Genomic DNA, 12,731 nt, shown 5'->3' on the forward strand with positions numbered 1-12,731 from the left:
GTTAACCCCCATCGACCCGAGGCAGAGGCGGCAACGCACGAGCAATCGCCAATCAAGCACCGGTCGAACCGGGAAAACTACCGCCCAATTCCCCTTTGTGGATCGGAAAATAGGACTTTCGCCCCGATTTACCTCAGATAAACGGAAATAACGAAAGCGTCAACAGAGATGACATGTACGCAATCCGCTGGCTACCGTGGCAATCGGCAACTTCGGTAGCCAAACCTTCATCAGGTTGGTTGCCCCGGCCGGTCCCTCATCCCGACCGGGGCACAACCGAAGGCAATGCCCATTCGCTCGAGAAACCGCCGCGCTCCGAGGTCCAGCGCAAAGTTCCAGCACAACCGAGTTGCACATCTATCGGAGGAACTGCTCATCGTGCCGTCGCCCGACGACATCGCCACCGCGTTGCTTTCCAGCACCGACTTCGCCGGCGACCGCTCCGCTGTCGATCTGTTGAGCCGTGCGATCAGCCCCCAGGACTTCGCGATCAAGCGCGACTCCCTCCCAGTGGCCGCCGCGGCCGATCCCGCGACCTCCGCGGCGATCCTCGAGCTCCTCGAACGCGGCCAGGTACCGACCATGGCCGCGATCCGCACCCTCACCGCGCAGAACGAGATGCGCCGCGAGGCCGAACGCATCGAGCGGCTCGGCCGCCGCGCCCAGCGCAGCATCGACGACTTCGGCCGCGCGCTGGCGGCACTGGCCGACGCACACTGGACCGCGCACGGCATCGGCCCGACCCGGCGCGACGTGCTGTCCTCCGACGAGGTCATGTCGCTGATCCGGACCCGCATCGGCGACATCGCGCCGTCGGCGGTCAAGCACCTCTGGCTGATCGAGCGCGCGCAGCGGGCAGGCTGGATCGCCTCCAACGCCAACGCCGGATCCCTCTGCGCCGGAAGGCGTTTCCACTCCGACCAATACGGCAACCGGGTCTCGCTGCGTCCGGTGAACACGATCGGCACCGTCGTGGCCACCTTCCTCGCCGACTACCGGACCGAGCACGACCGCGCGCCGCGCTGGTCCACCGTCGCGCAGGACCTGCGCGACGATCGCGGCCGCCGGGTCTTCCACAACACCGCCGATGCCCGCGTGCAGGAGCTGTGGTTGTGCACCGCCGAGTGGGTCGCGATCCAGGACGAACTCCCGGTGCCTGGCAAGCGGGGTCTGCGCGCCATCGCACGCAAGGCTCGCGGCTGACGTCGTAGCCGCACGACGCCGCTAAAACAACCGTCTGCCCTGGTCATCCCATGACTCGAGGCTGGACCGAGGCGCGCCCGACGCACCGACCAGCGCCGATCGGACGGCGTACAGTCGGCTATTTTCCTTCCAACGCACTCAGCGTGGAAGGAGACACCGTGTCCACAACCCTCGATCCCGCGGCCACCGCCTGGCTGCTCATCAGCACCGCCCTCGTGCTGCTGATGACGCCTGCGCTTGCGCTGTTCTACGGCGGGATGGTGCGCTCGACCGGCGTGCTCAACATGCTGATGATGAACTTCATCGCGATCCCGCTGGTCACCGTCGCCTGGCTGCTGTTCGGCTACAGCCTCGCGTTCAGCGACGACGCGGGCGGCGGCCTGATCGGCAACCTCGACCATCTCGCGATGACGGACATCGATCCGAGCACCCTGCACGGCGCGGTGCCGGAGTTGCTGTTCGCCACCTTCCAGCTGACCTTCGCGATCCTGACCGCGGCCCTGGTCAGCGGCGCCATCGCGGACCGCGCGAAGTTCGCGGCGTGGATGATCTTCGTTCCGGTGTGGGCGCTTGCGGTGTACGCACCGATCGCGCACTGGGTGTGGGGACCGGACGGCTGGCTCGCCTCCTTCGGCGCGCTGGACTATGCGGGCGGCCTCGTCGTCGAGATCGCTTCCGGCGCTTCGGCACTCGCGCTCGCGCTGGTGCTCGGCCCGCGCATCGGCTTCAAGACCGACGCGATGCGGCCGCACAACCTGCCTTTCGTGCTGTTGGGTGCGGGCCTGCTGTGGTTCGGCTGGTTCGGCTTCAACGCCGGTTCCGCGCTGTCCGCGAATGGTGTTGCGGCGGCGGTCTTCCTGAACACACTGGTGGCGGGCTGCCTCGGCATGCTCGGCTGGCTCGCGGTCGAGCAGATCCGCGACGGCAGGCCCACCACCTTCGGTGCGGCGTCCGGTGTGGTGGCCGGCCTGGTCGCGATCACGCCGTCCTGCGGGTCGGTGAACACGCTCGGCGCGTTGCTCGTCGGGCTGGCCGCGGGCGTGGTCTGTTCGTTCGCGGTCGGCTGGAAATTCAAGGCGGGCTATGACGATTCGCTCGACGTGGTCGGCGTGCACTTCGTCGGTGGTGTCGTCGGCACGGTGTTGATCGGCCTGCTCGCCACCCAGGTGATGACCGGCGGCGTCGACGGGCTGTTCTTCGGCGGCGGGTTCGCGCAGCTCGGCAAGCAGCTGGTCGGCGTGCTCGTCGTCGCGGCGTACGCGTTCGCGGTGACGTTCGCGCTCGGCAAGCTCATCGATCGCGTGATCGGCTTCCGGGTGAGCAAGGAGGACGAGTCGGCGGGCATCGACTTCGCGCTGCACGCCGAGACCGCATACGCGGAGGGGGTGCACGGACACTCGCCGCGCAGGCTCGGCGATGGCCCCTTCGGGCACAGCTCCGGCAGTGACCGGGATCACTGAGCGAGCCAGGACGCCCTCTACCCGGGCAGACATAACAGCGTTACGCTAACGCCGTTAACATACTGCGCCGAGCAAGGGAGCCCGAGCATGCTGATTCGGATCGCGCAGATCTCCACCCGGTATCCCCGGGCCATCTTGCTCGCCGCGGCCGCGCTGGCCATCCTCTGCGGAGTGTTTGGCGCGACCGCGGCCTCCCATCTGAAGTCTGCGGGATTCACCTCGCCCGACGCGGAATCCTCCAAGGTCGCGCAGTTACTCGCGGATAACTTCGACGGCGCGGCACCGAATTACGTGTTGCTGGTCAGCTCGGCAAGTGGCGCCGACGCGCCTGCCACCAAGGCCGTCGGCCTGCATCTGGCAGAGACACTGCGCGCCCGTCCCGACGTGAAGGGCGTGCAGTCGTACTGGACCGCCCCGCCCGCGATCGCGTCCGCGTTGCGCAGCACCAGCGGCAAGGACGCGCTGGTCATGGCCTACCTGACCGGTGACGACACCGCCGCGCAGCGCGCAGCAGGCGAACTCACCGAACAGCTCACCGGAACCACCGACGGCGTCACCGTCCGGCAAAGCGGCGTCGCCTCGGTCTTCCACGACGTGAACAAGCAGATCACCCACGACCTGGCCGTCGCGGAGGGTGTCGCGATCCCGGTTTCGCTGATCGTGCTCGTCCTGGTGTTCGGCAGCCTGATCGCCGCGGCGCTGCCGCTGGCGGTCGGCATCTTCGCGATCCTCACCACCCTCGCCATCCTGCGGCTGTTCACCCTGGTCACCGACGTCTCCATCTATGCGCTGAACATGACGACGGCCATGGGTCTCGCGCTGGCCGTCGACTACAGCCTGTTCATCGTCAGCCGCTACCGTGAGGAGCTCGCCAACGGGCTTGCGCCGATTCCTGCCACCATTCGCGCGGTGCAGACCGCGGGCCGGACGGTGCTGTATTCCGCACTCACCGTTGCCCTTTCGCTGTCGGTGCTGGTCATCTTCGACATCTACTTCCTGCGCTCGTTCGCCTACGCGGGCGTCGCGGTGGTCGCGGCGGCGGCTGCGGCGGCGATCGTGATCCTGCCCGCCGCGCTCGTGCTGCTCGGAGATCGGGTGAACGCGCTCGATATCCGAATCCCGCTGCGGCGCTTGTTCGGCCGACCCGCACCCGATCCGATGGCGCCACAGGTGCCGGGGCAGAGCTGGTGGTACCGGATGGTCGGCTGGGTGACCAGGCACTCCATTCCGGTCACCGTGCTGCTCGTCGCCCTGTTCCTTGCGCTCGGATCACCGTTCCTCTCGGTGAAATTCGGCTATCCCGACGACCGGGTGCTCCCGACGAGCGCGGCCAGCCGACAGGTCGGCGACGTGTTGCGCGCCGAGTTCCCTGCGGCCAACTCGGGCAACAACACCAGCATCGTGCTCGACGGATATCACGACGGCCCAGGACCGATCGGCACGTATGCGACGGCATTGTCGCGGGTCGACGGGGTGCAGGCCGTACTGTCCAGCGCCGGGGTCTACCTCAAGGGCGCGCGGGTCGCGGCGGGACCGCCCGGATTGACCAACGGCACCGGCGAATACCTCAACGTCGCCACCCGCACCGACCCGTTCTCCCCCGCGGGCGAGGCGCAGCTGCTCGAGCTGAAGGCGGTGCCGCCGCCGGCGCCCGCGCTGTTCGGTGGTGCCGCGGCGATCAATGCCGACGCCCTCGATTCGCTCGAATCCAAGCTGCCGCTGGCCATCGCGCTGATCGCGCTCGCCACGTTCGTCGTGTTGTTCCTGTTCACCGGGAGTCTGCTGCTACCTCTGAAAGCCATTGTGCTCAACACGCTTTCGCTCGCGGCCGCGTTCGGCGCGATGGTCTGGATCTTCCAGGACGGCCATCTGTCCGGCCTGCTCGGGTTCACCCCCGTCGGCTACATGACGCCGACGATGCCGATCCTCATGTTCTGCCTCGCGTTCGGCATGTCGATGGACTACGAGGTCTTCCTGCTCTCCCGCATCCGCGAGGAGTGGCTCGCCTCCGGCCGCGTCGTCGACGGTGTCGTCGTGCGCACCGCCGAGGACAACGTGCACGCGCTCGCCGTCGGCGTCGCAAGGACCGGCAAGATCTACACGGCCGCAGCACTTCTCATGGCCATCGTGATGGGCGCGATGGTCACCTCGAAGGTGTCGTTCATCCAGCTGATGGGCCTCGGCCTGACCTTGACCGTGCTCGCCGACGCCACGCTCATCCGCACCATGCTCGCGCCCGCCCTGATGAAGCTGATGGGCACCGCCAACTGGTGGGCGCCGAAACCGTTGGCCCGGTTGCACGCTCGGATCGGGTTGCGGGAGCACGCCGATTCGGATCCGCAGGATCACCTGCTGGCCGAGCACCGATGATCGGTGGACGTTCCAGGTCGGCGCGCGGTTCCGGCGCCGGCCTGCGTGACGAAATCCTCACCGCGGCACGGGAATTGCTGGCACGGACCGGGAATGCCGAGGCGGTGTCGATCCGGGAGATCGGCAAGCGGGTCGGCGTGAGCGCGCCCTCGATCTATCGGCACTTCGCCGACAAGGACGAGCTGATCGCCGCCGCGGTCGCGCAGGTCTTCGAGGAACTGGACGCGGCCATCGAGGCGGTGACCGAACAGGCGGATCCACCGGCCACCCGGCTGTACGAGCAAGGGCTTGCCTATGTTCGGTTCGCGCTGGCACACCCGGAGCAATATCGGCTGGCGACCGTGCCGACCGAAGCACAGGGCGCGGTCGACATGGTGCTGACCAGCGGTGCGTTCCAACGGTTTTCCGACACGGTGCGTGATTGCATGGCCGCCGGCGTGATCACCCCCGGCGACCCGATGCCGGTCGTCCTCGCGCTGTGGGCCGCGGCGCACGGCATCACCTCGCTGCTGATCGCGAAACCGTTCATCCCATGGGGTGATCCAGAAGTGGCTGCTGGTCGCGTGCTGTGCGCGGCGCTGGCGGGTCACATCGTGATCGACACGATCGGCGGCGATCCGACGCCGGAGGAATTGACGGCCTGGCTGGCAGACCTCCGCCGCTAGCGTCGGCGTGCGTTGCCCGCAGAGAGCACCGTTTGGAATCTGCCTGCGTTTTTCCCTCGTTCTGCGGTGCCCGCTCCCCGATGCTTTGCGGCGAAGAGTGTTACCTAGATGAGGGATTGCCGTACATGAGGATCAGGAAGCTAGCCGTAGTCGCGGCGCTCGTGACGATGGCGACAGGAGTCGCCGCAGGCACGTCCGTCGCCACCCCGATCGAGGACGCGGTGAACTTCACCGCGCAGACCGTCGACGGCTCGTCGATCATCAGCACCGACGCCGGATCGCTCGTCGTCGAAGACGACACGTTCAAGATCAAGGCCGCGAACGGCACGATCCTCGGCGGCACCCCGCTGAAGTTCCGGGTCGACGACTTCGAGTTCCCCATCGCCGCGGACATCGCCGCGCGCACAGCAACCCTGACCCCGCAGTTCGACTTGGCGCACGCGACCTACAAGCCCGTCGCCCTGCCGTTCGAGGACAAGGCGCCGTGGAAGACCGACTACGACCGTGAGCAGGCCGCCTGGAGCAGGCTGACCAGCACCATCAGCATGGGCGCCACCATCGGCACCCTGGTCGGTGGCCTCGGCGGCGCGGCCGTCGGCTGCGTGCTCGGCGGGCTCGCCGCCGCCGCGATCGCGACGGGCACGATCTTCCTGATCTTCGGCCCGATCCTGCCGCTTGCCGCGGTCGGCTGCCTCACGGGTATCGCCGCCGTCGGCGCACTCGGCGTCGTCGCGGGCCAGATCCTGGTGACCGCGCCGGTCGCGATCGGTGCGGCGATCCAGTACTTCACCACCATCAACCAGCCGTCGATCAACCCACCGCCTGCCGCGAAGTAAGTTCGCCGCCGTTGCCGCGAAGGCCCCGCCCAGTTCTCGATCGGGCGGGGCCTTCTGCCGTCACCGACCGCCACACACTCGGTTCGCAGCGAAGACACCCGTCGCAACCTCGAGCCGTGAGCTGGGGAAACACTGTGTGGGAGAACACAGCGGCGGTTTGAGGGTTGGTGAGTCGCGGTGGGCGGTGTTAACTTCGTTTACATGTCTGCCAGCCGATCGAACGCACTGCGGGTCACCTACGTGACCGCTGCGCTCGGCCTTCGGCTGCCGCTGACTCGCGAACTGTGTTGTCGCCCTTGCTGCAGCTGAGCTGCCCTTTCGGCTCGTTTGCTGCCTAGTCGCCCCTGTAGGCATGTCCCGCCTCGGCGCGGGACCTCGGCAAGGAACCTCATATGTCCCTCCCTACCCTAGAACGATCCGTCGCCAGGGTTTCCTCTGGTCGTGTTCGCGTCCAGCGTCCCGTGGTTGCCCCGGAACTCCGCATCGCCGACAACCCGGCCGCCGCAGTGCTCCGCGCCGCGACCGGCGGGCCGGTTTCCCGCGACAATGCCGCGCGCACAACGGGTTTGAGCATCGCGACGGTCAACCGCCAGGTGTCCGCACTGCTCGCCGCCGGGCTGCTGCGCGAACGGCCCGACCTGACGGCCTCGGGTGCGGTCGGACGACCGCGAGTGCCCTTCGAAATCGACCACGAGGCGTACCTGACCTTGGGTATCCACATCGGCGCCGCGGTCACCAAGATCGTCGCGGCCGACCTGCGCGGGCGCATCCTCGGCGGCCTCGCCATCGCAACGCCGCAGACCGGCCAGGACTTCGCCACCACAACGGTGGCCCGCAGCGCCAAGGCGTTCCTGCAGCGCTGGCATCGCCGCAAGCCGCTGTGGGCAGGCGTCGCCATCGGCGGCCGGGTCGATCCGCTCACCGGCGTCGTCGACCACCCCAAGCTGGAGTGGCAGGGCGCGCAGATCGGCGCCGTGCTCGGCGAGGTGCTCGAGCTGCCGGTGTCGGTGGCGCCGCACGTCGAGGCGATGGCGGCCTCGGAGTTGTTGCTGCCGACCCTCGATGCGCGCGAGACCGGCGCGACCCGGGGCGGCAGTCCGGAACGCGGCAGCAGCCTGTACTTCTACGTGCGCGAAACCGCCGGTGTCGCAGTGACCTTGGACGGCCGGGTGCACACGCCGAGCAACGGGCCTGGCTCGATCGCGCATTTGCCGACCGGCTCGGATGTCGAATGCACCTGCGGCAGGCGCGGTTGCCTCGAGGTCACCGTCGGTGATCGCTCGCTGCACTCGCGGGCCGTCGGACGCGGCATCATCCCGGCGCACAACGGAACCGCGGGCTCGACCATCGTCGATGTCTATCGCGCGGCCGAGGCGGGTTCGGAACCGGCCCGTGCTCTGCTCGCCGAGCGCGCGACCATCCTCGGCAACACGGTGGCGATGGTCCGCGACATGCTCAACCCGGATCGGGTGATTCTCGGCGGGCAGGCGTTCACCGGGTATCGCCCCGCGGTCTCGCACGTGGCTCGCGCCTTCAACCAGGGCTCCACACTGCCGCCCACCGACATCCGGATCAGCGGATTCGGCGGCAAGGTGCAGGAATTCGCCGCCGTGGTCACCTCGCTGAGCGTCCTGTACGCCGACCCGCTCGCCGCGATCCGCCGCACCACCCTCGGCGACTGATCCCGCATCGAAACCCCCTCCCCAGGAGGGGGTTTCGTCGGCCAAATTAGCGGTGCGGGTCGCCTGCCTTGGCGAAGATTCCTTCCATGGCCGTGATGAAGAACGGGAAGTGGCTGGCGAACCGGTGCATGTTGGGGTCGCGGTCGAAGCCACCGAACCAGTAGAGACCGGGCTGGGAGTCGGCGGACGGATTGAGGTCGCGGAAGGCACGGATCCAGTTGTCGGCGCGCCCACCGATCACCATGAACGGCAGCGCGCGCGAGAACACCGTCTCCTGGTCGATCGGCGGAATCTGTTCGCGCCGAATCGTTTCCAGGCCACGTTGCAGCGCGCGAAGTTGCGCGGTCAGCTCGAGGCCGTGCACGGTCCGCACCGGTAGGTACTTCGGCACCAGCACGGTGGCCACACCGGCCAGTGCGATCGCGACACCGACGAGCGCATGACCCGAGGTGGCGGCGAGCGCGATGGTCGCCGCGACACCGCCGAGGATCAACGCGCCACCCAACCAGATCGCCAGTCCCGGCCGCCGCCGGTTGCCGAACGTGCCGCGCGACACCGCATCAGCGAGCAGCGCGGAGCGCACCGGCTCGGACTGCACCCGCCCTGGCGCCCGGAGTTCGGTGATGGTGACGGCGTCGGTGCCGTCGGGCAGCAGCGCCCGATACACGGCCCGCTCGTACTCGCGCAGCTGATCGTCGGGCGCGTTGACCCGGGTGATCCGCCAGTCGGTGTCGCTGAGCGGCGTCACCCAGATGTAGCGGCGCACAGCGAGATCCACCACGGTCGCGGCGATGTCGACCGGATCGACATGCTCGTCGAGCAGCAGCCCTGCCTCACCGGGCAGTACACCGTCCGGCGAGGTGAACTGCACTCGATCACCGTCGCGCTGCAGCGGGTCGAGCGTCGCCGATCCTGTTGCGGCAGCGTCGTTCCTGCGCCGCGCGCGGAGCACGAAGGCGACCAGCCCGGCCAGCGCGACCAACAACACGCCGAACGCGACGAGCACCGGCGTGGTGATCGCGAACAGACCGGAGTTGCTGGTGTCGCGGATATCCGCGTTGCTCGGCACACTGCCCGGCGGCAGCTGCAGCGTCAGGTCGATGGCGTCGCCCTTGCGCAGATCGGTCTGCTCCAGATGCAGCACGCCGTCGACCTCGGTCTTGACGTCGGCACACGGCCTGGTGTTGCCCGGCGGCCCGAGTTTGCAGTCCACGATGCCCATTTCGAAGCTCGGGCTGATCAACGTGGCACTGATCGAGGCGATATCGGAGCCCATCACCCCGAGCCAGTGGAACACCTGGCTGCCGGGAGCATCGTTGACGAGGTTGTGCAACGAGTAGGTGAACGTCGACGTGCCCGGTTTCGCCTCGATGGTGAACTGATCGTTCGCCACCGTCGCGGTGCCGTCGCCCTTGGTGTCGACATCGGTGACCTTGAAGTAGCGCTCGACGTCGTCGCCGACCTTCAGCCGCAGCGGCAGTGCCATCCGGAAGGTGCCGTCCGCGGGCACTTCCACCTGTTCGACGACCTCGAGCACGCCCTGGCGACTGAGTTTCAGATCGGCGGTGATGTGCACGCCGTTCGGCGTGGGCTGCGGGTGCGCAGCCGGAGCGGTCGCGAGGATTCCCGCTGTGGCGAGAAGCAGCGCGCCAACGGCGGCCCCCCGAAAAGTCAGCATGGCAGCCTACTTTAGACAGCTTGCTATTCTGCGTCATCGGCTGTCGGCGATCATCGAGACGAGGGGGTACGGGGGCGTGACACAACCACCGTACGGATACGGACCGGTTCCCCCTGGTGGGCGCCCAGTTCCGCCTCAGCCCGGGTACGGTCCGCCGCCGGGCTATGGGCCACCGCCCGGATATCGTCCGCCGCCCGGTTACGGCGCACCGCCCGGTTACGGCGCGCAGCCCGGATATGGTCCGCCGCCCGGATATTCGCCGCCGGGTTACGGCCCGCCGCCCGGATATCGCGCGCCGGTGCCGCCGCCGATGCCGTATGGCCCGCCGGGCAGGCCACCGTATCCGCCGCGTCGCCGCCGCTCCGGCCGGAGCGGTGCATGGATCGCACTGTTGGTGGTCGTGGTGTTCCTGATCGCGGGTGGCCTGGTGCGCAACGCGATCAACACCGGAAGCAACGCCAACGACGCGTCCGGGCCAACACCGAGCCTCACCTTCGCCCCCGACGGCAAGACGGGTCCGGCCGAGACGGGCGCCAACCCGCTGCTTGCCGATCCGAACGCGACCCTCGTCCCCGATCGTTGCGCGTACTCCCCGTGGGGCACCCAGGTGGATGCCGCACGCAAATTCTTCGAAAGCGCCGCGAGTTGCCTCGAGGCGGCCTGGAAACCGGTGCTGCAGAAGGCGAATCTGCCGTTCCAGCCGCCGGCGCTGAACGTCAGCGCGACCACCAGCGGCATCACCACCCCGTGCACCGGCTCGACCAGTAACTTCGCCGCCTTCTACTGCCCGGCGAACAAGACCATCTACATGCCGATCAGCCAGCTGCAGACCGACTTCTTCAAGAACAACTGGGTCGTCTACCTTTCGGTGTTCGCGCACGAGTACGGACACCACGTGCAGGCCATGTCCGGCATCCTGCGCAAGGCCAACAGCGACCGCGCCGACGCGGGCCCGCGCAGCACTCGCGGTCTCGAGCTCTCGCGCCGAGTCGAGTTGCAGGCCAACTGCTTCGACGGCATGTACCTGTCCTCGTCGTCCCATGGTGGCTCGCTCAGCGACGCCCAGCTCACCACCGCGCGCAAGGACGCCTACGGCCGCGGCGACCAGTCCGGGGACATGCGCGACCACGGCACGGCCGAAAATGGCGGCCAATGGTTCGAAACCGGCCTCGACCAGAACCGCGCCGCCCGCTGCAACACCTTCACCGCCCCCGCCTCCGCCGTCAGCTGAAACCTGTTCCGCCACAAGGCCTGTCATCATGCGGCGGCAACAGCCTGCCGAGCGCATGGGCGGTCGCCGAGCCGACTACCCCGGAAATGCCAAATGGGGCCGCCTTTCGGCGACCCCATCGGGTGACTTCGAGGTAATTACGCGGTTTCGGTCACCAGCTGGCGGCGGGTCAGCAGCGCGGTGGCCGAGGCGAGCAGGCCGACCAACGCAACGACCGTGACCAGGTAGAGGCCGGGGCGGTACTGGGCGATGCTGGTGGCTGCGCCACCGCTGATCAGGCCGGTGACGATGGCGAGGACAACCGCGCCGCCGATCTGGCCCGAGGTCTGCACCAGCCCGGAGGCAAGGCCCTGTTCGTGGTCGGCGATGCCCTCGGTGGCCTGGACCATGACCGAGGAGAAGCCGAGCGCGAAGCCGAGGCCGAGCAGCAGGAAGGCGGGCAGGTAGTCGACCACGTAGGTCGGGTCGGCGCTGCCGCCGAAGCTGATGAACCAGATGTAGCCGAGCACGAACGAGGCCATCGAAGCGATGATCATCGGGGTGGTGCCGTAGCGGTCGATCAGCTTGCCTGCCACCGGCGACAGGATCGCCACGATGATGCCTGCGGGAGCAAGGGCGAGCGCCATTTTCAGCGGCGCCCAGTGCAGGGTGTTCTGCAGGTACAGCGACACGATGGTCTGGAAGCTGATGTAGGAGCCGAAGATTGCCAGCGCGGCCAGGTTGGCCCGCACGATCGACTTCACCTTGAAGATGCTCAGGCGGACCAGCGGGTGCGAGACCTTGCGCTCCACCACGAAGAACGCGCTCAGCAGTGCGACGGCAGCGATGGCGGTGCCGATCACGCTTGCGGTGAAGCCCTGCTCGGGTGCGGTGACGATGGTGTAGACGGCGGCGAGCATGCCGCCGGTCAGCAGCGCGGCACCGGCGAAATCGATCTTGCCCTGCTCCTTCTCGATGTTGCGCGGCACCACGAAGTAGGCGGTGACGACCACGGCCGCGACGACAACGACGGGGACGTAGAAGGTCAGTCGCCAGTCGATGCCGGTGAGCAGTCCGGACACGATCAGACCGGAGGCGTAGCCGGTGGCGCCGAAGACGGTGAAGATCGACAGCGCGCGGTTGCGGTCGTGACCTTCCTTGAAGGTGGTGGTGATGATCGACAGTGCGGCCGGTGCGGTGAACGCGGCGGCAATGCCCTTCACGATGCGGCTGGCGATCAGCAGCGCCCCGTCGTCGACGAGTCCGCCTGCCAGCGAGGCGATTCCGAAGACCACCAGTGCGGCGAGGAAGACCTGGCGCCTGCCGAGCAGGTCGGCGGCGCGGCCACCGAGCAGCAGCAGGCCGCCGTAGCCGAGGATGTAGCCGTTGACGATCCATTGCAGGCTCTCGGTGTTCAGGCCGAGTTCCGTGCCGATGGACGGGAGGGCGACGCCGACCATGGAAACGTCGAGTGCGTCGAGGAACATCGCCAGTCCGGCGACGAACAGCACGGCCCACAACTTGGGTCCCCAGCGACCTGGGACGTGCTCAGTGGATGAGTTCTGTGGAGCGTCTAACGCTGTAGCCGTGAGAGTCACGGTGATCAACTTATATGCACACGCATTAG

The 12,731-nt window shown here is 67.9% G+C and carries 9 protein-coding genes; 7 read left to right on the forward strand and 2 right to left on the reverse strand.

The annotated features are described in order from the left end of the window. Positions 1 to 378 precede the first annotated feature (378 nt). From ACGFNJ_RS38605 to ACGFNJ_RS38630, 6 genes are all read left to right on the forward strand, one after another. Positions 379 to 1,203, forward strand: coding sequence for a hypothetical protein (locus tag ACGFNJ_RS38605; protein ID WP_393460347.1), 825 nt, complete (start codon positions 379 to 381; stop codon positions 1,201 to 1,203). 158 nt (positions 1,204 to 1,361) lie between these two features. Further along, positions 1,362 to 2,663, forward strand: a complete 1,302-nt coding sequence (locus ACGFNJ_RS38610) for an ammonium transporter (RefSeq protein ID WP_393460350.1) — start codon at positions 1,362 to 1,364, stop codon at positions 2,661 to 2,663. An 87-nt stretch (positions 2,664 to 2,750) separates the two neighbouring features. After that, positions 2,751 to 5,033 (forward strand): MMPL family transporter, encoded by a 2,283-nt coding sequence (locus ACGFNJ_RS38615; RefSeq protein ID WP_393460353.1) that lies wholly within the window; start codon positions 2,751 to 2,753, stop codon positions 5,031 to 5,033. Continuing rightward, positions 5,030 to 5,698, forward strand: coding sequence for a TetR/AcrR family transcriptional regulator (locus tag ACGFNJ_RS38620; RefSeq protein ID WP_393460356.1), 669 nt, complete (start codon positions 5,030 to 5,032; stop codon positions 5,696 to 5,698). The genes ACGFNJ_RS38615 and ACGFNJ_RS38620 overlap by 4 nt, the downstream gene beginning before the upstream one ends. Positions 5,699 to 5,823: 125 nt before the next feature. After that, positions 5,824 to 6,534, forward strand: a complete 711-nt coding sequence (locus ACGFNJ_RS38625; RefSeq protein ID WP_393460359.1) for a hypothetical protein — start codon at positions 5,824 to 5,826, stop codon at positions 6,532 to 6,534. A gap of 392 nt (positions 6,535 to 6,926) precedes the next feature. Beyond that, on the forward strand, positions 6,927 to 8,216 hold the full coding sequence (locus tag ACGFNJ_RS38630) for an ROK family protein (RefSeq protein WP_393460362.1): 1,290 nt from the start codon (positions 6,927 to 6,929) through the stop codon (positions 8,214 to 8,216). A gap of 46 nt (positions 8,217 to 8,262) precedes the next feature. Here ACGFNJ_RS38630 and ACGFNJ_RS38635 read toward each other — a convergent pair whose 3' ends face one another. Continuing rightward, complete coding sequence (locus tag ACGFNJ_RS38635; protein WP_393460365.1) at positions 8,263 to 9,894, reverse strand: DUF2207 family protein; 1,632 nt, start codon at positions 9,892 to 9,894, stop codon at positions 8,263 to 8,265. Between the two features lie 76 nt (positions 9,895 to 9,970). On the opposite strand from ACGFNJ_RS38635, the gene ACGFNJ_RS38640 reads away from it, so the two are divergent. Beyond that, on the forward strand, positions 9,971 to 11,125 hold the full coding sequence (locus ACGFNJ_RS38640; RefSeq protein WP_393460368.1) for a neutral zinc metallopeptidase: 1,155 nt from the start codon (positions 9,971 to 9,973) through the stop codon (positions 11,123 to 11,125). Between the two features lie 137 nt (positions 11,126 to 11,262). Here ACGFNJ_RS38640 and ACGFNJ_RS38645 read toward each other — a convergent pair whose 3' ends face one another. Continuing rightward, complete coding sequence (locus ACGFNJ_RS38645; protein WP_393460371.1) at positions 11,263 to 12,615, reverse strand: MFS transporter; 1,353 nt, start codon at positions 12,613 to 12,615, stop codon at positions 11,263 to 11,265. Positions 12,616 to 12,731 lie beyond the last annotated feature (116 nt).

Source organism: Nocardia sp. NPDC049149 (assembly GCF_043197455.1).
Taxonomy (GTDB): domain Bacteria; phylum Actinomycetota; class Actinomycetes; order Mycobacteriales; family Mycobacteriaceae; genus Nocardia.

Excerpts from the sequence above, each read along its gene's own strand:
- ACGFNJ_RS38635 (WP_393460365.1), bottom strand. The coding sequence starts at position 9,894 with ATGCTGACTTTTCGGGGGGCCGCCGTTGGCGCGCTGCTTCTCGCCACA.
- ACGFNJ_RS38625 (WP_393460359.1), top strand. The coding sequence starts at position 5,824 with ATGAGGATCAGGAAGCTAGCCGTAGTCGCGGCGCTCGTGACGATGGCG.
- ACGFNJ_RS38615 (WP_393460353.1), top strand. The coding sequence starts at position 2,751 with ATGCTGATTCGGATCGCGCAGATCTCCACCCGGTATCCCCGGGCCATC.
- ACGFNJ_RS38630 (WP_393460362.1), top strand. The coding sequence starts at position 6,927 with ATGTCCCTCCCTACCCTAGAACGATCCGTCGCCAGGGTTTCCTCTGGT.
- ACGFNJ_RS38620 (WP_393460356.1), top strand. The coding sequence starts at position 5,030 with ATGATCGGTGGACGTTCCAGGTCGGCGCGCGGTTCCGGCGCCGGCCTG.